The 20204-nt window shown below is 67.1% G+C and carries 19 protein-coding genes; 13 read left to right on the forward strand and 6 right to left on the reverse strand.

The window, feature by feature from the left end:
• Both B4L26_RS12185 and ndk read right to left on the reverse strand, forming a co-directional pair.
• Nucleotides 1-2141, reverse strand: a 2141-nt coding sequence (locus B4L26_RS12185; protein ID WP_290719127.1) for a translation initiation factor IF-2 N-terminal domain-containing protein, incomplete at its 3' end; no start/stop codon positions are given.
• Between the two features lie 399 nt (nt 2142-2540).
• Entirely contained in the window at nt 2541-2951 is a 411-nt protein-coding gene (gene ndk, locus B4L26_RS12190; RefSeq protein WP_290719128.1) for a nucleoside-diphosphate kinase, read from the reverse strand.
• A gap of 81 nt (nt 2952-3032) precedes the next feature.
• Between ndk and B4L26_RS12195 the strand changes: the two genes are divergently transcribed.
• A complete protein-coding gene (locus B4L26_RS12195; protein ID WP_290719129.1) occupies nt 3033-3299 on the forward strand; it encodes a hypothetical protein in 267 nt (88 codons plus the stop codon).
• On the opposite strand, the gene B4L26_RS12200 is transcribed toward B4L26_RS12195, so the two are convergent.
• Genes B4L26_RS12200 through B4L26_RS12210 form a run of 3 tightly spaced genes read right to left on the reverse strand, consistent with a single transcriptional unit; the run spans nt 3296 to nt 7772 of the window.
• Nucleotides 3296-3709, reverse strand: a complete 414-nt coding sequence (locus tag B4L26_RS12200; protein WP_290719130.1) for a DUF4233 domain-containing protein — start codon at nt 3707-3709, stop codon at nt 3296-3298. The two genes, B4L26_RS12195 and B4L26_RS12200, sit on opposite strands and share 4 nt — an antisense overlap.
• Nucleotides 3706-5106, reverse strand: coding sequence for a bifunctional tetrahydrofolate synthase/dihydrofolate synthase (gene folC / locus B4L26_RS12205; RefSeq protein WP_324550113.1), 1401 nt, complete (start codon nt 5104-5106; stop codon nt 3706-3708). The genes B4L26_RS12200 and folC overlap by 4 nt, the downstream gene beginning before the upstream one ends.
• Nucleotides 5107-5114: 8 nt before the next feature.
• Entirely contained in the window at nt 5115-7772 is a 2658-nt protein-coding gene (locus B4L26_RS12210) for a valine--tRNA ligase (protein WP_290719131.1), read from the reverse strand.
• Nucleotides 7773-7933: 161 nt separating this feature from the next.
• Between B4L26_RS12210 and B4L26_RS12215 the strand changes: the two genes are divergently transcribed.
• Genes B4L26_RS12215 through B4L26_RS12270 form a run of 12 tightly spaced genes read left to right on the forward strand, consistent with a single transcriptional unit; the run spans nt 7934 to nt 19528 of the window.
• Complete coding sequence (locus tag B4L26_RS12215; protein WP_290719132.1) at nt 7934-8992, forward strand: acyl-CoA dehydrogenase family protein; 1059 nt, start codon at nt 7934-7936, stop codon at nt 8990-8992.
• Nucleotides 8989-10464 (forward strand): class I adenylate-forming enzyme family protein, encoded by a 1476-nt coding sequence (locus B4L26_RS12220; RefSeq protein ID WP_290719133.1) that lies wholly within the window; start codon nt 8989-8991, stop codon nt 10462-10464. The genes B4L26_RS12215 and B4L26_RS12220 overlap by 4 nt, the downstream gene beginning before the upstream one ends.
• Nucleotides 10461-10721, forward strand: a complete 261-nt coding sequence (locus B4L26_RS12225; RefSeq protein ID WP_290719134.1) for an acyl carrier protein — start codon at nt 10461-10463, stop codon at nt 10719-10721. The genes B4L26_RS12220 and B4L26_RS12225 overlap by 4 nt, the downstream gene beginning before the upstream one ends.
• Nucleotides 10718-11443, forward strand: a complete 726-nt coding sequence (locus B4L26_RS12230; protein WP_290719135.1) for a dihydrodipicolinate reductase C-terminal domain-containing protein — start codon at nt 10718-10720, stop codon at nt 11441-11443. Before B4L26_RS12225 ends, B4L26_RS12230 begins: the two co-directional genes overlap by 4 nt.
• Nucleotides 11440-12192, forward strand: coding sequence for a class II aldolase/adducin family protein (locus B4L26_RS12235; protein ID WP_290719136.1), 753 nt, complete (start codon nt 11440-11442; stop codon nt 12190-12192). The genes B4L26_RS12230 and B4L26_RS12235 overlap by 4 nt, the downstream gene beginning before the upstream one ends.
• Nucleotides 12189-13367 carry a hypothetical protein gene (locus B4L26_RS12240; protein ID WP_290719137.1) on the forward strand — a complete coding sequence of 393 codons (1179 nt, stop codon included), beginning with the start codon at nt 12189-12191 and terminating at the stop codon, nt 13365-13367. Before B4L26_RS12235 ends, B4L26_RS12240 begins: the two co-directional genes overlap by 4 nt.
• Before the next feature lie 38 nt (nt 13368-13405).
• Nucleotides 13406-14026, forward strand: a complete 621-nt coding sequence (locus tag B4L26_RS12245) for a hypothetical protein (protein ID WP_290719138.1) — start codon at nt 13406-13408, stop codon at nt 14024-14026.
• Entirely contained in the window at nt 14023-16236 is a 2214-nt protein-coding gene (locus tag B4L26_RS12250; RefSeq protein WP_290719139.1) for an MMPL family transporter, read from the forward strand. Before B4L26_RS12245 ends, B4L26_RS12250 begins: the two co-directional genes overlap by 4 nt.
• A complete protein-coding gene (locus tag B4L26_RS12255; RefSeq protein ID WP_290719140.1) occupies nt 16226-17473 on the forward strand; it encodes an aminotransferase class I/II-fold pyridoxal phosphate-dependent enzyme in 1248 nt (415 codons plus the stop codon). The genes B4L26_RS12250 and B4L26_RS12255 overlap by 11 nt, the downstream gene beginning before the upstream one ends.
• 26 nt (nt 17474-17499) lie before the next feature.
• Nucleotides 17500-17958 (forward strand): type II toxin-antitoxin system Rv0910 family toxin, encoded by a 459-nt coding sequence (locus B4L26_RS12260; RefSeq protein WP_290719141.1) that lies wholly within the window; start codon nt 17500-17502, stop codon nt 17956-17958.
• The gene (locus tag B4L26_RS12265) at nt 17942-18850 is read left to right on the forward strand and encodes an oxygenase MpaB family protein (RefSeq protein ID WP_290719142.1); all 909 of its coding nucleotides are present in this window, start codon (nt 17942-17944) and stop codon (nt 18848-18850) included. The genes B4L26_RS12260 and B4L26_RS12265 overlap by 17 nt, the downstream gene beginning before the upstream one ends.
• A gap of 9 nt (nt 18851-18859) precedes the next feature.
• Complete coding sequence (locus B4L26_RS12270; protein ID WP_299487492.1) at nt 18860-19528, forward strand: TetR/AcrR family transcriptional regulator; 669 nt, start codon at nt 18860-18862, stop codon at nt 19526-19528.
• 73 nt (nt 19529-19601) lie between these two features.
• Here B4L26_RS12270 and B4L26_RS12275 read toward each other — a convergent pair.
• Nucleotides 19602-20204: AAA family ATPase (locus tag B4L26_RS12275; protein ID WP_290719143.1), on the reverse strand; the 603-nt coding region annotated here is incomplete at its 5' end.

The following is a 20204-nucleotide window of genomic DNA, read 5'->3' on the forward strand; positions in this document are numbered from 1 at the left end:
CGCAGCACCAGGTCGCGGTTGGATTCGAGGACCATGTCGATGAAGTCGACGATGATCATGCCGCCGAGGTCGCGCAGCCGCATCTGGCGGACGATCTCCTCGGCCGCCTCCAAGTTGTTGCGCGTCACCGTCTCCTCGAGGTTGCCCCCGGATCCGGTGAACTTGCCGGTGTTGACGTCGATGACGGTCATCGCCTCGGTGTGCTCGATGATGAGCGTGCCGCCCGAGGGCAACCACACCTTGCGGTCGAGGGCCTTGGCCAGTTGCTCGTCGATGCGGTGGGTGACGAACGAATCAGGCGCGTCGGGCCCGGTCTTCTCGAAGCGCTCGACGCGGTCCATGAGGTCGGGTGCGACGTCGCCGATGTAGCGCTCGACGAGGCTCCACGCGGTCTGCCCCTCGACGACCAGCTTGGTGAAGTCCTCGTTGAAGAGGTCGCGCACCACGCGCACCAGAAGGTCGGGCTCCTCGTAGAGCGCCTTGGGTGCGACGGACTTGCCCGCCTTGCCGATCACGTCGGCAGACGCGGCATCAATCGTCTTCCACTGGGCTTCCAGGCGCGAGATGTCGGTCTCGAGGTCTTCGGCACTGATGCCTTCGGAGGCGGTCCGGATGATCACGCCGGCACCGTCGGGCACGATCTTGCCGAGGATCGACTTGAGGCGCTTGCGCTCGACGTCGGGCAGCTTGCGGCTGATGCCCGTCGACGATCCGCCCGGCACGTACACAAGGTAGCGACCGGCCAGCGAGATCTGCGTCGTCAGACGGGCGCCCTTGTGCCCGACCGGGTCCTTGGAGACCTGGACGAGGACGTTGTCGCCGGGCTTGAGTGCCTGCTCGATCTTGCGGGAGCCACCGTCGAGACCGGCGGCCTCCCAGTTGACCTCACCGGCGTACAGCACACCGTTGCGGCCGCGGCCGATGTCGACGAATGCCGCCTCCATGCCGGGCAGCACGTTCTGCACGCGGCCCAGGTAGATGTTGCCGACCATCGACGTCGAGTTGGCGGTCGTCACGAAGTGCTCGACGAGGATGCCGTCCTCCAGGACCGCGACCTGCGTGTAATCCTCGTGCGGGACGGCCTGCTCGGCGGTGGTGTGCACCTTCTCGCGCACGACCATCACGCGCTCGACCGACTCGCGCCGTGCGAGGAACTCCGACTCGCTCAGGATCGGCGGGCGGCGCCGACCGGCGTCGCGGCCATCGCGGCGGCGCTGGCGCTTCGCCTCGAGGCGGGTGGAACCGGAAATGCCCTGCACCTCGTCGCGCGAACGCTTGCTGCGCGGCTCGCGCTCGTGAACGACGGTGTTGGGCGGATCGTCCGGCGACGCCTCGTCGGTACCGTCACCACCGCCCTTGCGGCGGCGACGGCGGCGGCGGCGCTTCGACGTCGCCGCACCTTCGCCCTCGGCGTCGTTCTCGTCAGTCTCATCGGAGTCGCTGTCGGCGTCCGCGGCAGAATCGCCGGTAGCCTGCTCAGCGTCGTCGGATGCCGGCTTGTCGTCGGCGTCCTCGCTCTTGGCCTCGTCGCCGGTAGCGTCGGCCTTGGCCTCGTCGTCGCTGTCCTCGTCGCCGTTGCCTTCGGCACCGGCTTCGCCGCGCCCACGACCACGGCCACGGCGTCCACGGCGGCGACGGCGCGACCGGCTCGGCGCCTCGTCCGACTCGTCACCCTCGGTAGCCGTCGACTCGTCACCGTCATCGGCCGTCGCGTCGTCAGCGGAGGTGGCGGGCTCGGCATCGCGCACTGGCGGGGTCGGCGGGGCCTCGGGCGGAAGAAACAGCGGGTTGGCGCTTGCGGCGGCGCTGGCCGATTCGATGGGGACATCGGTGGCGGCGCCCGCCGCGGAGAACAGTGCTGTCGACGCGCTGGCCGTCGACGCGGCGGCTGTCGACGCGCTGGCGTTCTCGGCGGGCTCCTCGGAAGATCCGCCGATCCGGTCGACGACGCGCTGTGCGATCTCGCGGTCGATGGTCGCGGACGCGCTGCGAACCTCCGAACCCAGCGCCTCGAGGTGGTCGAGCACGTCTCGGCTCGTGGCACCCAGCAGTCGTGCCAGGGCGTGGACGCGCATCTTGTCGGGAAGCTCTGTTGCCGGTGACGACGCGTTTGCGTCGATCGGCGACCCGTTGTCGGTCACGTATTCTCCTTGCACCCCCGGGCGCGTCGAAGATCAACGCGGCCACTCGGGGGCTCAGCGGTATGCGGTTGTGGGTCGAGCCGGTTGCCGGCGTCGACCGCGTGGCTGGTCTTTCGGTGCGCTGCAGCCGGACCGGGAAACCAGTCAGACGTGCGGGGCGCGCCTCGTGGTGAGTGCTGTCCACGGACCTCGACGCCGCGGCGGTTCTCCGTCGATCTCAGTGGAGGTACGCCGTGGGGAGGGCCTGCTCGCGAACGCAGTGAAACTCGCTGGTCGCGGGCGGTGAACCATCACCGTGTGTCGAGACCGAGACAGGTGTGTCGGCCACAACATCGCCAGTATCCCACATCCGGGTGGGATCGGGAGAATCCCCCGCAGTACGGCGGGGCAGGGCGTGTCTTACAGCCCCGGGAACCAGAGTTCGATCTCGCGGAGTGCCGACTCCGGCGAATCCGATCCGTGCACGAGGTTCGTCTGGGTCTCCAGCGCGAAATCACCCCGGATGCTGCCCGGCGTCGCCTTCTCGACCGGGTCGGTCCCCCCGGCGAGCTGTCGCCACGCCGCAATTGCGCGGGGTCCCTCGACGACCGCCGCGATCAGCGGGCCAGAGGTGATGAACTCGATGAGGTCGCCGTAGAACGGCTTGTCCTCGTGCTCGGCGTAGTGGGCGGCAGCCACCTCGACGGTCGCGGTGCGCAGGTCGAGGGCGTGCAGGGTCAGGCCTTTGGCCTCGATCCGGCGGATGACTTCGCCGACGAGGCCGCGGGCGACACCGTCGGGCTTGATGAGTACCAGGGTGCGTTCGGTCACGCGACGTATAGTACTGCGGAGTTATCCACAACCTGACCGCGGGCCATTCCGACGAGGACCCGTGGGGCGTAGCCTACGACCATGGACGCAGCGGAGCAGGAACGGAAGATCAGCCAACATGGCAACGACATCGCGGCGATCTACGACATCCTGACCGACCACAGCAGGATCCTCGACGAGCACACCAGGATCCTCGACGAGCACACCAGGATTCTCGACGAGCACACCAGAACTCTCGACGAGCACTCCGTCAAGCTCGACACACTCGACACCAAGGTCGACACACTCGACACCAAGGTCGACACACTCGATAGAAAGCTGGACCTCGTCCTCGAACGGCTTCCCTAGTCGACGATCGGCTCCTGGCCGGGTAATTGGCCGTTGGCCATGCGGTGCTCGACGTCGCGCTTGATGTAGATGACGTAGGCCCAGACCAGGGCGAAGATGAAGCCGATAACCGCGATCGACCAGTGGAACACGCCCCCGACAATGGTCAGCAACGTGAGCGCGCAGTTCAGCGTCAGCGCCCAGGTACGGCTCTGATACCGGCACGCCAGCACGAGCGCGACGATCAGCGCGCTCAGATAGGTGATCGAAGCGGCGGTCAGGCCCCCGCCGATCTTCCCGACGACCGGAAACGCCAGGCCGACGACGATGGCCTGCAGGATCAGCAGGCCAGACATGACGCCGCGCAGGCCCTTCCACGGGTCGTTGGTCGGCGGGGTGAACCGGGCGCCGGTCGCGGGTTCGTCGGTCATGCCGGTTCCTTTCCGAAAAGCGATCGGGCAGCGCCCGCCGTGACGACCGAGCCCGTGATGACGACACCGGCGCCCGAGAGCGGAGCGCCCTCGTCCTCCTCGGCCAGCGCGATCGCCTGCTCGACGGCATCGGGCAGGAACGGCTCGACGATGACGCGGTCCTCCCCGAAGATCGGCACCGCCACGTCGGCGAGCCGCTCGGTGTCCATCGCGCGCGGCGAGCCGTTGTTGGTGAGCACGATCTTGTCGAGGACCGGTTCAAGCGCATCCAGCAGCCCGGCGACGTCCTTGTCCCCCAGTACCGACACGACGCCGATCAGCCGCTGGAAGTCGAACTCCTCGGTAAGCGCCTGCGCGAGTGCGGCGGCGCCGTGGGGGTTGTGCGCCGCGTCGAGGTAGACCGTCGGGGCGCTGCGCACCCGTTCGAGGCGGCCCGGGTTTGTCACCGACGCGAATCCGGCGCGCACCGCGTCGACATCGAGCTGACGGTCGGCTCCGGCGCCGAAGAAGGCTTCGACCGCGGCAAGGGCGAGGGACGCGTTGGCCGCCTGGTGGGCGCCGTGCAGCGGCAGGAAGACTTCCGAGTACACCCCGCCGAGACCCTGCAGTTCCAGCAGCTGGCCGCCTACGGCGGTGCGCGCATCGAGGACGGTGAACTCCGAGCCGGCCCGCGCGACCACCGTGCCCGCCTCGACGGTGGCGCGCAGGAGGACATCGGCCACTTCGGGTTCTTGGGCCGCGAGGACGGTCACCGGATCGAGCGGGACCAGCGCATCGGGGTCTGCGCCCTTGATGATCCCGGCCTTCTCCCCGGCGATCGCGGCGAGCGTGTCCCCCAGGTAGTCGGCGTGGTCCATGGCGATCGGAGTGATGACAGCGACTTGCGAGGAGACGACGTTGGTCGCATCCCACCGGCCGCCCATCCCGGTCTCGATCACGGCGACGTCGACCGGCGCCTCAGCGAAGACCGCGAAGGCCATCGCCGTCAGCACCTCGAACTTGCTCATCCGAGGGCCGCCGGCCGCCGTCGACGAGTCGTCGACCATGGTGATGTACGGCTCGAGTTCGCGGTAGGCGTCGACGTAGGCGCGCGGCGTGATCGGCGCATTGTCGACGGAGATCCGTTCGGTCGCCAGCTGCAGGTGCGGGCTGGTGATGCGACCGGTGCGGCGGTGCAGGGCGGTCAGCAGGGCGTCGATCATCCGCGTCACCGACGTCTTGCCGTTGGTGCCGGCGATGTGGATCGACGGATAGGACCGCTGCGGCGAGCCGAGCAGGTCCATCAGCGCGCTGATCCTGCTCAGCGACGGCTCGATCTTCGTCTCCGGCCACCGCGTGTCGAGTTCGGCCTCGACGTCGGCGAGTTCGGCGAGGTCCGCCGGATCCGGTTGACCCACCGGCTGGCTCACTGGCCGCCCAATGCGGCGAGCTTGGCGCCCAGCCGGGCGATCTCGTCACGCGCAAGCTCTTGGCGGGCGCGGATCTTCTCGACCACGGCGTCGGGCGCCTTCGCCAGGAACTGCTCGTTGCCCAGCTTGGCGGTGGTCGTGGCCATCTCCTTCTCGGCGACGGCGAGGTCCTTGGCGACACGCCGCTTCTCCGCCTCGACGTCGACGGTGCCCGACGTATCGAGATCGACGTGGACGGTCGAGCCGGACAACCGCACCTCGATCGACGCTGTAGCGGTGAAGTCGTCGCCGGGCGAGTCGAGTCGGGCCAGTGCATCCAGGTAGTGGAGGTGGGAGTCCAGACCGGCCTCGGACAGGCCGACGAGCTTGGCGGCGACTCGCTGACCCGGTCGCAGTCCTTGGTCGCTGCGGAAGCGGCGTACCTCGGTGACGAGCTTCTGCAGGTCGTCGATGCGTGTGGCGGCCACGTCGTCGCGGTCCGCGCCGCCGGGTTGCGGCCACGGCGCGACGACGACGGATTCGCCGCCGGTCAGCGCCTTCCACAGCGTCTCGGTGATGAACGGCATCACCGGCGATAGCGCGCGCAGCAGCGGCTCGAGGACGGCACCCAGCACGCGGGCAGTCGAGGCGGCGAGTTCCTCGTCGGCCAGTTGCACCTTGGCGAGCTCGAGGTACCAGTCGCAGACCTCGTCCCACGCAAAGTGGTAGAGCGCTTCGCACGCCTTGGAGAACTCGAAGGTCTCGAACCCCTCGTCGACGATCGCGAGCACCTCGTCGAGCCGGTCGAGGATCCAGCGGTCGACGTCGGTCAGCTGCTCGCGCGGGGGCAGGTCGCCTTCGCACGTCGCGTTGTTCATCAGCGCGAATTTCGTCGCGTTGAACAGCTTGGTGGCGAAGTTGCGCGAACTCTGCGCGTGGTCCTCGCCGACGGAGATGTCGCTGCCCGGGTTGGCCCCGCGGGCCAGCGTGAACCGGAGCGCATCGGCACCGAATCGCTCCACCCAGTCGAGTGGGTCGATGCCGTTGCCCCTGGACTTGCTCATCTTCTTGCCGTGCTCGTCACGCACCAGGCCATGCAGGAACAGGTCGGTGAACGGGACTCGGGCCTGCCGTTCGGCGAAACCGGCAATATCCTTCGTGCCCACGTAGGTGCCGAACATCATCATCCGGGCGACCCAGAAGAACAGGATGTCGTAGCCGGTGACCAGCACCGACGTCGGATAGAACTTGCTCAGATCAGCGGTGTCGTCGGGCCAGCCAAGCGTCGAGAACGGCCACAGGCCCGACGAGAACCACGTGTCGAGCACGTCGGTCTCCTGGGTGTAGCCGGCCGGCGGCTCCTCCCCCGGTGCCGGACAAACCACCTCGCCGTCGGGTCCGTACCAGATCGGGATGCGGTGGCCCCACCAGAGCTGCCGCGAGATGCACCAGTCGTGCATGTCGTCGACCCAGCCGAACCAGCGCGGCTCCATCGACTGCGGGTGGATGGTCGTCTCACCGTCGCGCACGGCATCCCCGGAGCGCTTGGCGAGGGACTCGACCGCGACCCACCACTGCATCGACAATCGCGGTTCGATCGGTTCACCGGTGCGCTCGGAATGTCCAACACTGTGGTTGTACGGGCGCACCTCCTTGACGATGCGCCCCTGTTCGCGCAGCGCCTCGCAGACGGCCTTGCGCGCCTCGAAGCGGTCCAGGCCGTCGAACTGCGTGCCGGTATCGACGACGCGGGCCTGCTCGTCGAGGATCGTCGGCATCGGCAGGTCGTGGCGCTGCCCCATCGCGAAGTCGTTCGGGTCGTGCGCGGGGGTGATCTTCACCGCGCCGGAACCGAATTCCGGGTCCACGTAATCGTCGGCGATGACCGGGATGCGACGGTCGAGGAACGGGTGGGCGAGCTCGGTTCCGACGAGGTGGGCATAGCGCTCGTCGTCGGGGTGCACGGCGATCGCGGTGTCGCCGAGCATCGTCTCCAGACGGGTCGTCGCGACAACGATGTGCGGCTCGTCGTCGTTCATCGATCCGTATCGGAAGGAAACCAGCTCACCGTCGACGTCGGCGTATTTGACCTCGATGTCGCTGACCGCGGTCTTCAACGTCGGCGACCAGTTCACCAGGCGCTCGGCCTGGTAGATCAGCCCGTCGTCGAAGAGCTGCTTGAAGATGGTGTGGACCGCGCGCGAGAGGCCCTCGTCCATCGTGAAGCGCTCGCGCGACCAGTCGACGCTGTCGCCCAAGCGCGCCATCTGGTCGCCGATGGTGCCGGAGATGTCCTTCTTCTCCTGCCACACCCGCTCGATGAACGCGTCACGGCCGAGGTCGTCGCGGGTCTTGCCCTCATCGGCCAGTTTGCGCTCGACCATCGTCTGCATCGCGATGGCCGCGTGGTCCATCCCGGGCAGCCACAACACCTCGTAGCCCTGCATGCGGCGGCGCCGGCTCAGCGTGTCCATCAAGACGTGTTCGTAGGCGTGACCCATGTGCAGCGAACCGTTGACGTTGGGCGGCGGGATGACGATGGAGAACGGCGGCTTGTCGCTGTCCGCGTCGGCGGTGAAGTAACCCGCCTCTACCCAGCCCCGGTACAGCCCCTGCTCGTGGTCGGCGGGATTCCAGGCAGCGGGCAGCGAGCTCGTCGCATCGGGGTTGGTCACGCCGTCAATTCTAGGGACGACGGTGCGTGCACCGCCGACCGGGCAGGTCGGTGTGAAACCAGCCCTCATTCACCGTGTCACACCTCACATTCTCGACCGTGGAACACATGATACATTCGCCTAACTGTTGTAACACGAGCGATCGATCGGTAGGTGGTGAGATGGGGATCCAGCACGAACACGACGGGTATCGGCTGATCGATCTCGTCGTTGCCGACGATGACAAACGCAGCACCCGCGCATTCTGTGAGGCGTTGGGAGAAGTCGCCGAGACTTCCGTCGACACCGCCGAGTCGATTCAGGTCCAAGCATTCGCCGCCAATACCATCCGCCGTCATGCGCGTCCGGACCTGTGGGGCCGGTTGTCCGCCCCGATCCGCACCGGACGCCTACGGCTCGCGAACTGCTTGTCCGAGGCGAACAGTGGATCCGACCTCGCCGCGATCGAACTCGCCGCGGTCGCCGGCGACGACGGGTACGTGCTGACCGGTACCAAGACATGGGTCGCGCACGGTCCCGACGCCGACGAGCTGATCGTCTACGCACGAACCGGTGTGCCCGGCCTCGGCGGGATCACCGCTTTCCTCGTCGACGCGCACTCCCCCGGCGTCATCGCCGGACCCACCCGGGAACACCTCGCGGGACTCGCGATCCCCGTGTCCGAGGTGACGTTCGACAGGGTTGTCGTTCCCACCGAACGGATCCTCGGCCGCGTCAACCGCGGTGCACGGGTGGCCGACATCCTCCTGACCCAGGGCCGTATCGGCCTCGCCGCCTGTGCACTCGGGCTAGGACGAGCCGCACTCGATGAGGCCACGCGATTCGCCAAGGCGCACCACCGCTTCGGGCATCCGCTCATCGAACACCAGGGAGTCGGCTTCAAACTGGCGGATATCGCCACCCGGCTCGAAGCCGGTCGTCAGCTCCTCCACCACGCCTGCGACCGGTTCGACGAAAACCCCGACTCCGCGGTCCTGGTCTGCGCCCAGGCGAAACTCTTCGCCACCGACACCGCGATGGCGGCCACCACCGATGCCGTGCAAGTCCTCGGAGCCTCGGCCTACCTGGCGGGCAACCGCGCCGAGGAGCGGATGAGGCAGGCGAAGATCCTCCAGATCCTCCAGGGCACCAATGAGATCCAACGGCGCACGATCGCCGCCAGCCTCGTGCCAGCCGCGCCGCGGCCGGCACCGGCCATGACCGCCGCGGCCATCGGATGAGCGCAATGATCCTGTGCGACGCACTCGTCGCTTCGATGCGCGCGAACGCGCGGGCGACGATCTCGACCCCTCGCGAAACACGCAGCTTTGCCGAGCTGCTCCTCGCTGCGGATGCGACTGCCCAAGCGCTGGAACAGACGCTGCCCGGGCCGCGTTCACGCGTCCTCGTGACGGCGCCCAACAGCCCGGAATACGTATCGCTGTTCCTGGCCCTGCTGGCCGGTGGTCATCTCCCGGTGCTCGCCGACCCGATACTCGCTCGCGACGAGGTGGACGACCTGATCCGGGGATGCGGAATCGACGCGATCGTCACCAGCGCACCCGATACCGACCTGCGCTGTGCCGTGGCAACTGAAGCGCTGGCCCTCGACCACCGGCACTGGCTCCACGCAGCCGACCACCGCGGCCCCCGGCCGACCCTTGCCGAGGACACCGAACTCGGTCGGCTGACCTCTGGCTCGACACGGACGCCGGCCTGCATCGAGTTCAGCGGTCGGGCCGTGATTTCCGCAGCACGCACCTGGGCGGGAGCAGCCGGGCTGAGTCCATCGGATACCAGCCTCTGCTATGCCGGGCTGTACAACGGCCTCGCCTTCAACACCACGCTGATCCCCAGCCTCCTGGTCGGCGCCAACATTGCGCTATCGCCCGCGCCCCCGACCGCCGGCAGCCTCCTACGGCATGTCCGCGCATTCGACCCGACGGTGCTGGTCGCATTCCCGGCCGCCTACGAGTTGATCACGGCATTCCCATCCGAGCGGGTCGGCGATGACCTGCGAGGGCTGCGACTCCTCCTGTCCTCGGCGGCGCCGCTGCCCGCCGCCACCGCCGCGCACATCGAGTCGATCGCGCGACCGATCTGCAACTACTACGGCATTGCCGAGGTCGGACCGGTCACGATCCGCGCCGAAGACGACGACGAGCCGGACTCGCTGGGCGCCCCGCTACCCGGTGTTGCGGTCGAGTCGCGGGAGATCGCCGACGGTACGAAGGTCATCCACGTACGAACCGCATCGATGGGAACCAAGTACCTCAACTACCCCGGCGAACTTGAGCGCCAGATCACCCCCGACGGCTACTTCACGACCTCCGACACCGGCGAGTTGACCGACGGACTCCTCCGTCTGCGCGGCCGCACCAACCAGCGGCTCAACATAGCCGGGCGCAAGTTCGGCGCGGATTCGATTCGATCAGCCGTGCTCGAGTTCCCGGGCGTGCTCGACTGCCACGTCACGCAAGTGACGACCCCGAGTCGGCGCGACTGCGTCGGTGCCGTCATCGAATCCCGGGCCGCGCTCGACATCACGGCGCTGCGCGAGCATCTGCGCGGCCGGATCGCCGAATTCAAAGTCCCCGAGGTCGTGCTGACCACCGACTGCCTTCCCCGCAGCACCTCGGGGAAACCACGCACGGCTGACATCACGGCGATGCTGGCCGAAACCTTTACCGCACCGACCACGGAGGACGCATGACAGTACCGCTGCGCAACGACGAGCTGACGACGACGATCGCCGAGATGGTTGCCACCGCCACCGACGGCACCATCGGAGACGCCGCCGATGCGACGGGGACCTTTGCCGACGCAGGGATGACGTCGCTGTCGTTCCTGCGGCTCGTCGACGCCATCGAGATCGCCTACGGTGTCGAGATCGACTTGGAGAACGACCTGGAACGCATGCGCACCGTCGCCTCCATCGTCGACTTCCTCACCGAGTACGGCGTCCGGTGACCATCACCGCGACGACCACGCGTGTCGACGGGGTCGCCATCTCCGGAGCCACCGGCCGCCTCGGCTCGCACCTTGTGCAAGCGTGTGGCCGACAATCGATCTCGACGACCGTCCTGCCACGGTCCGGCCCGAGTGCCGTCCAGTTGGCGGCGCGGCCAGTCGACGTGGTCATCGACACCAGCGTCGCGGCTGCGGCCGACATCTCGATCGCGACGTCGCGGATGCAGGACCTACCGCTGGTCTATTGCGTGTCCAACCCCGGTGAACAGGTCCTCGCCGCGCTGCATGACCTCAGCGAATGCGTACCCGTCGTGCTTGCCGCGAATCTCAGTCCGATCCATTGGGTCCACGCCCGGGCCACCCGCGAGGCCGCACAGCGCTTTGCCGCCCTCGGCCTGCCCGTCGAGGTGACGGTTCACGACCGCCACCCGGCCACGAAACGGGACGCACCGTCTGCGACAGCTCGTGAATTGGGCGCGCGGGCCGGGGGATCTCCCGATTTACTGAGCACCCGCTCCGGCGGTCCCGTCAGCGACCACTCGGTGCGTTTCTCCACCGCGGCGGCGTCCTACGAGCTGACCCACTCGGTGCGCGACCTCCGGCTCTCCGCCGAAGGGGCACTGCTCCTTGCCGGACGGCTCCTGGGCCGCCCGGCCGGCCTGTACACGACCGATGACCTGTATTCGGAGATCGCCGGCGAAGCGAAGGGTACGAGCCGATGACGATCACACCGACCATGCCGACCACATCCCCGGCGTCCGTACTCGCGCGCCAAGGAGCCATCGGCGCCCGTGCACTGTCCACCGGCGGCCACGACGACTTCAATCAGGGGCAGATCTCCTGCCGGCGTCCCGGGTCCGACCACTTCATCATCAAAGGCGCGCTGGTGGGCTTCGACGAAGCGGTACTCGGTGATTTCGTCCCAGCCGTGGTCGAGGCCGGCGCACCCGCGGACCGACTCGCCCCACCGGAGCTGCCCTTGCACCAGGCGATCTACTCCGCGCGCGACGATGTCGGGGCGATCGTTCACAGCCACTCGCCGTCGGCACTCGTGTTCGGCGCCCTGACCGACACCCCCCTGGTGCCGCTCAGCCACGAAGGGGCCCTCCTCGCCGACCAGGTCCGGTATTTCCGTGACACGAGCAACACGGTGCTGGGCATCGACACCGGCAACGCCATCGCCCGCGACCTGGGCGACGGGGTCGCCGTGTTCCTGGTCAATCACGGAAGCGTCATCGTCGGACGTAGCGTGCGGCACGCCGTGGTGTTCGCCCTCATGCTCGAGCGCGCATGCAGCCTCCAACTGGCGGCACTCGCATCCGGTCGCGGGTTCTCGCAGTCGCATGCGCAGGACGTGGCCGACAAGCGCGACTACATCTTCTCCGACCTCTCGGTCCGCTCGTACTGGGACTACACGCGCAGACGCGTTGCACGCCTGTTCCCCGAATCCACCGAATGGGCGCAACCATGACGACGAACTCGCCGACCCGGTTGCGATGGACCGACCTGGTGCAGCTGGGCTCCCCGCCCATTCACGGCATCGCCGAGCTCCCCGGTTCGCTCGCCGATGTCGTGGGTCTGATCGAGTCGGTCATCGGCCGTCGGTCGCACTCGTCCCGACGACGAGTGCCGTCGGCGGGTCTCGGCTACCCGTACGAAATCCTCTTGGCCACCGATGACTTCGACGCCCTCGCCGTCGTCGACCTCGCACAGCGCAACGTCCGCACCGCCGATCCCGACCGCTTCCGCGATACCGACGAGGGCTACGTCTGTCTCCTCGTCGGACGACCGTGGTTGTCGATGCGCAAGTACGGCCCCCGCGGGTACCTCTACCACCTGATTGACAGCGGCCACGCGCTCTTCGACCTCGCCCTCCTCGGCAGCCAAACCGACGACCCGCCGGTCACGATCCCGCCGTCGGCCCGCGACCGGATCCACGGAAAGGTCCTCGGCATCGGTCGGATTCGGCTCCGACAGTCCGCGACGTCGCTTCCTTGCTGGCGCCTCGTGGTCACCGACGCACACCAGATGCAAGTGGGTCGCACTGCATTCGAAGAGTTGGCGTTGAATATCGTGCCGCAATCGTCGACGCCGGTGCCCGTCGTCTTTGACACAAGTGGCTCGCTTGACGTTCGCGCCTGCCTCGACGCACTTCAGGTGCGAACCTCGGCGAGCACGTTCATCCGCGCGCCGCACCCCGGCATTTCAACGGCGATCGACGATGGCCTCGCCTGGGGCCGCGCCATGATCGCGCAGCTGGGTCTGCCTGAACCGGGGGTCACCGTCGTCGGAGGACCCGACTGCGCCACCCCGATCCCGCAGGGCGATCTCCTCGCCGCGCTCGCCGGCCAGTATCACCTCGTCGATGCGCAGGCTTTCCTCGTCTTCAGTGTCGGGGCCGGCGAGGCCGACCACATTGACGACGGACGACAAGCCCTTCTTCTCGCGATCGGTGTCGTCGGCCAGGCGGTCTACCTCGCTGCGGCCGCGAAGGGCGTCGGGGTGACCGGTGTCGGCGGCATCTCACCCGAGTTCTGGAACGCCGCGCTCCCGCAGGGACAGCACGCCCTGTACCTGATGGCGCTAGGGACCGCCGCCCCACACGCCGACAAACCCGATGCCCTGATGCAGGGCGGACATCCGTGACCACCAACGCCCGCAAGGGCCCAACCCCAGAAGGACCGATGACCACCGCCACCGCCTACGAGCTGCCACCCGACATTCCACGATCCGATTACCGGGAGGCCGCGCAGGTGCTCGCTCAAGCATTCACCGCGGACCCGGTCTGGCAGGAGCTGAAGCCCCGCTGGGCCAAGCGCGCAACCGCGGCGCTGTATTGGGTCTTTCGCTGCGAGATCGCCGTCGCCGCCGCCACCGGCGGCCACGTCCAAGCCATCCGCAACCGCGCGGGCGCCATCACTGCGGCGGCCATCGCCTATACGCGCACCCGCCCCGGCTTCCCGCTCTGGACAATCCTGTTGCGCATTCCGGCGATGTTCCTGCTCGGGTTCACCTCCACGGTGCGGGCGGCCCGGATGGCCTTCGCCGCCGAGGCGCACCAGCCCGACGGACCCCACTTCTACGCCTACTACGCGGGTTCGCGCGACGTCGGTGGCGGCGCGGCACTGATGAAGCGCCTCATGAAGGCCGGGGCAGCGCGACAGCTGCCCGTCTACGGCGAGGCCAAGTCGGAGGACATGCTCGAAATCCTGCGCATCCTGCGTTGGGACATCGCCGAACCGATCGATATCGGATACGGGCGCTCTCTGACACCTGCGACGTTCCATCCCGGAGAAGTGAAGTGATCGACAGACTCTCAGGTTTCGCCTCCCGCTCCCCCAAGCTCCTATTGACGATCGTCGCCGCGGCATTCGTCATTCTCGGCGCCGTCGGCGCGCCCGTCGCCGAGCGTTTGACGGCCGGCGGTTTCACCAGCCCGGACGACGAATCATCCCGAGCCGCCCAGGTCCTGTCTGACGACTTCGGCGTGTCCGGGATGCAATTGATCCTCGCTGTCGAGTCCGGGGACGCAACGGCATCGGCCACCGCCGGACGTGCGTCGGAGATCGTGGGACAGCTACGTGCGGACCCCGACATCGCCGCGGCAGTATCGCCATGGACCGATCCGCAATATCGGGCAAAGCTGGTCAGCGACGACAAGACTGAAGGACTCATCGTGGCGCTGGTCCGCGGTGGCGACGACGCCGCACCGGCGAAAGCAAGTGAGATCGCCAGCCACTACACCGGTGAGCGCGACGGAGTGACGATCCGGGCCGGAGGCCAAGCCATCGTCTTCCATGAGGCAAACACCCAAGCCGCCCACGACCTCATGCTGGCCGAGGCCATCGCATTGCCACTCTGCTTCCTGCTGCTGGTCTGGTTCCTGCGCAGCGCGATCGCGGCGGCGATCCCGATCGCCACCGGAATGGTGGCCATTGTCGGCACCACCGCGATCCTGTTCCTCCTCACATTCGTCGTCGAGCTCTCGATCTTCGCGATGAACCTGACCGCCGCCATCGGTCTGGCGCTGGCGATCGACTATTCGCTGCTGATCATCAGTCGATATCGGGAGGAGATTGCGGCCGGCCACTCCAATGAGAAAGCCATTGCCCTGTCAATGCGCCATGCCGGACGAGCAGTGTGCTACTCCGGCGTCACCGTCGCGATCGGCGTCGTCGGAATGGTGTTCTTCCCGATGTCCTTCCTCCGGTCGATCGCCTTCGCCGGAGTCGCCGTCGTGCTCCTGTCGATCATCTTGAGTCTGACGATGGTGCCGGCGCTCCTCACGCTGTTCGGCGACCGCATCAACCGTAAGCCGCTACGGGAGGCGGCCCCGGTCGAGCAGTCCCCGCTCTACCGGGTCGCCCGACGTGTCCAACGCAACCCGATCGCCTTCGGACTGCCGGTCGTCGTCCTCCTGATCGCACTCGGCGCACCGGCGCTCGGCCTCAAACTCGGACTGCCCGACGAACGAGTATTGCCCAAGCCCAGTGCCGCACAACAGGTCGGCGCCGACATCCGGGCCAAGTTCAGTGACAACCCGACCGGCGTCGTCCACATCGTCGTGGCACCGAGGGGTGCGGCGGATTCTGCCGCGCTGGCCCGGTACACTGACGAGCTGTCCAGAGTCGACGGCGTCTCGGGCGTCATCGGACCGGCAGGCACTTTCGTCGACGGCAAGCAGGTCGGCCCCGGCGTGGCGACGATGGCCGGTGAGAACAACGCGTACCTCACCGTGTCGACCACCTCCGATCCTTACTCCAAGCGGGCGCGCGTCCAATTGGACGAAATTCGCGCCGTCGACGCCCCGGCCCCGATTCTTATCGGCGGCCTCGCGCAGCAGACCCGTGACACCGCGACCGGAATCACCAGTGCTTTCCCCAAGGCGCTGGCCTGGATCATCGTCGTGACCTTCGTCCTGCTGCTCCTCCTCACCGGCAGTGTGGTGCTCCCGCTCAAAGCGTTGATCCTCAACACGCTCTCGCTGTCGGCCACGTTCGGCGCACTGGTGTGGATATTCCAGGACGGGAACCTCGGCGGGTTCGGCACGGTCCCCTCGGGGTACATCGCGGCGACGGTTCCCGCACTCGTCTTCTGCGTGGCATTCGGGCTCTCGATGGACTACGAGGTCTTCCTGCTCTCCCGGTTCCGCGAGGAGTGGGATGCCTCGGGGAAAACCCGCGCGGACAACGACACCGCCGTCGCCATCGGACTGTCCCGCTCCGGTCGGGTGATCACTGCCGCGGCCGCGCTGATGGTCGTCGTGTTCGCCGCGGTGATCACAAGCCAGCTCTCCCTCATGCGGGCGTTCGGTCTGGGACTGACTCTCGCCGTACTCATCGATGCGACTCTGGTCCGCTTCATCCTCGTCCCCGCATTCATGCGCTTGTTCGGCACATGGAACTGGTGGGCGCCGTCGTGGATGAGGCCGTTCCTGGCCAAGGCCGCACTTCGCGAATCAGCACCACCCACAACCACGACGCCTCCGGGCAGGGAGATGGCCAATGTCCATTGACAAGTTCAGTAGCCGCATCGAGTTCTCGGCGATGACCCACTTCGTCCGCGACCTCGAGGACGAGGGCCGCTCCCCGGTGTTTCGCACCATGGAGTCGGCCACCACCGACCACGTAGTGGTGAGCGGACGCAGCCGGATCATGCTCGGCTCCAACAACTACCTCGGACTGGCCAACCATCCGCGCGTGATCGACGCCGCCCAGGCCGCGTTACGGCGCTTCGGGGCCGCCAGCACCGGCAGCCGCGTCGCCAACGGGACCTGCTCGCTGCACCGCACTTTGGAGGACGAGCTCGCGCAGTGGCACAACACCGAAAGCGCCGTACTGTTCCCCACCGGGTACCAGGCCAATGTCGGCACCATCAGTGCGCTGGTCCGCCCCGGGGACACCGTAATTCTCGACTGGGCCGCACACGCCTCGATCCACGACGGCGCACGACTGGCCGGCGCACACATCGAACACTTCAACCACAACAGCGCCGACGAACTACGCGCGCTGCTCGTCGGCGCTCGTGCAGTTCCGACGCTCGTGGTGGTCGACGGCCTCTATTCGATGGAGGGCGACATCGCCCCCTTGGATGAGATCGCCGCCCTGTGCCGGGAGTTCTCGGCGATGCTCATGGTCGACGAGGCGCACAGCGTGGGGATTCTGGGCGCGACGCGCACGGGTGCCGTCGAGCTGTTCGGTATGCAGGACGATGTTGATATCCGGATGGGAACCCTTTCCAAGGGACTCGGCTCGATCGGCGGGTACGTGGTCGGCCCCGAGGACCTGACGGACTACCTTCGCACCCATGCCCGCGCCTACCAGTTCACCACCGCGGGCACCCCTGCCGCGGTCGGCGCGGCGGTCGAGGCGGTCCGAATCGCACAGTCCGACGAAGGCGCGGAACGAACGGCACGGCTGATCGCGAACGTCGACCTCTTGCGCGGAGCCCTCGCAGCACACGACGTCGAGACAATCGCGCCGACCGTGCTCCCCGATGGCACGTCTGCCCCCGGCCCCATCGTTCCGGCGATCGTCGCCGATGAGCAGACACTGATCGAGGTCTGGAACCGATTGTTCGACCAGGGGATCTTCAGCGGAATCAGCGTGTTCCCGGGCGTGCGGATCGGCAACCCCCTGCTGCGGCTCTGCGTCACCGCCGATCACTCCATCGCCGACCTCGAATTCGTCGCCAAGTCGATAGCTTCCCTGCGACCGGCCGAGTCCATCGACGCACCCGCTTTGACACACTGACCACCCCGATCCGAGAAAGGACTCCGATGGGAATCATCTCCGTTCAACGCCAACTGTCCGCACCACCAGCAGCCGTCTACGCGATCCTCACCGACCCGTTCACGTGGCCCGACTGGTTCACGATCCACGATCGCTTCGTCGAGGAACCGCCGATAGACCTGCACCCGGGCACTCGATTGGCGAGCAAGGTGACCCTGCTCGATATCAGTGTGCGGGTGACGTGGACGGTCGCCGAGCTCGACGAGGGAGCACGTTTCGCCCTGCGCGGATCCGCTCCTGCGGGAGTCGGGTGCGATTTCGCCTATACCCTGGTCCCGTCGGACGCGGGCACCGCGATCACTGCCGAGGGAGAATTCGGGGGACCACTCATCATGCGATCGTTGAGCAAGGCCCTGGAGAAGAACGGAACGATCCAATTGTCGCGCTCGCTCGATCTTCTCGAATCCGTTGCCATGCTCGGGCGGACGGGTGATCGCGTCGGGTAGTCGGAGGCCCACCCTCGGGCGGGTCCTCGACGAGCCGGTCGTGATGCTGCTGTGGCCGCGAGCGGCGCTGATGCAATTGGCCCACCCCTGGATCTCTCCCACGGAGGTGGAGAGCGGCTCCTACGGACACCGCGGCTGGCATCGCTGGGAGGCCACCATGATGTGGATGCGCATGGCGGCGGAGGCTGATCCGGAATCAATGGCCATGTATGTGCGCGAAGTCAACCGGGTGCACGCGGCAGTGCGGGTGCCCGACGACGAGATCCACGCACGGCGCCCGACATTCGATCCGGGCAACCAACTGTGGGTGGCCGCAACCTGGTTCCAGAGCATGATCGACACCTATTCCCTCCTGGTCTGCGAGATCGACGACGATGTGCGTGACGACCTGCTCGCCGAGTTCGCCAAGGTGGCGACCTTCCTGCAGGTCCGCGAAGAGAGCTGGCCTGCCGACATGCAGGCGTTCAAGGCCTACCGCGCTCGGGAACAGGCACGATTCCCCGATCGGCTGCCCCGATCGGACGCCGGCACAGCCCCGGAACATCCACTGCCCGGGGACATGGCCCACCAGGTCTTCTCCACCTACTCCCTGCCGCGCCGAATGGTCCGCAAGGCCAGCCGGACGCGCCTGCTGACCTGGGGCATGGCTGGGGACGCGCTGCGCCGGACCTACGACATCGAATGGTCCGACGACCATCAAGCACGATTCCTGGCGACCGCGAGACGAATGAAACGCCGCACAGCGCTCATCCCGGGACGCATCCGCCGCCGAAACGGTCGCAAGGAGCGTCGAAGGATCGCGGCGAGGCTCCAAGAGATCCAATACCGCTCCTACACCGACATCAAGGCACGGGAAATACGCGCAGCCCGGGCGCACGAGACCGTGGAGTAGCGTGAGGCCATGGCATCGCCATTGTCGGAAGTCGCGCCACACACGCTGCTGGGCCGCGCATTCTTCGAAGAGGCGAACAGCGCGACGCCCGACGAGGGTGATCAGACTCGAACCCGCCTGCTCGACGCAGCTTACGAGCAGTTCTGCCGGATGGGTATCGCAGGCAGCTCCATGGAAGAAGTGGCCCGACTCGCAGGGACGGCCCGAATCACCATCTATCGCAAGTTCGACAACAAGGACGCGCTGGTCGAGGCGGTAATGCTGCGGGAGTTTCGACGATACGTCAGCGTCTTTCACGATCAGATCGGGCGAGCGACGACTGTCCCGGAGCGGGTGGTCGCAGCGTTCACAACCTCCCTCCAGCAGATCGGCCGCAACCCACTCATCACTCGTCTGATGCAGACGGAGCCCGCGATGGTGCCGAGCCTCGTCGGAGGCCGTCGGACGATGAGCGAGGTTCGGCACTTCGTCGCAGGTCAGATCGCCCACGAACAGCAGGCCGGTGGAATTCCGGCATCAGTTTCCATTGACTTGGCAGCCGAGATGGTCGTCCGACTCTGCGCGTCGATCCTGACTGCACCAAGCGATTTGATCGACCTGGATGACACAGCATCGCTGGAGAATCTGGCACGCGAGTTCGTGTTGCCGCTTGTGGGCCTTCAATCGGACCCGCGGTAACCGCCACTCCCCCATGAATTCGTCAACCCAGCATCGATCGATGCTGGGTTGACGAAACGTACGGGGCTGAGCGCTACGCGGTCTTGTCGCGGGGCTCGGAGCGATGCTTCTTGCGCGGCACGATCGTCGGCAGCACGTTGTCGCGGACGGTCTCGCCGGTCACGACGACCTTCTCCACGTCGTCACGGCTGGGGATGTCGTACATCACCGGGAGGAGGACTTCCTCCATGATCGCGCGGAGCCCACGCGCACCGGTACCACGGTGGATCGCCTGGTCGGCGATCGCCTCGAGCGCATCGTCGGTGAACTCGAGTTCGACGTTGTCCATCTCGAACAGCTTGGTGTACTGCTTGACCAGCGCGTTCTTCGGCTCGGCGAGAATGGAGACCAGGCTCTGCTTGTCCAGGTTGGTCACCGACGCGACGATCGGCAGGCGGCCGATGAACTCGGGGATCAAACCGAACTTGATCAGATCCTCGGGCATGACCTCGGCGAAGTGATCGGTGGTGTCCACCTCGTCCTTGGTGGCCACCTCGTTGCCGAAGCCGATGCCGCGCTTGCCGATGCGGTCGGACACGATCTTCTCCAGGCCTGCGAAGGCGCCGGCGACGATGAACAGGACGTTCGTCGTGTCGATCTGGATGAATTCCTGGTGGGGGTGCTTGCGCCCGCCCTG

Origin of the sequence: Gordonia sp. UBA7599, assembly GCA_002477755.1 — a bacterium.
Classification (GTDB): domain Bacteria; phylum Actinomycetota; class Actinomycetes; order Mycobacteriales; family Mycobacteriaceae; genus Gordonia.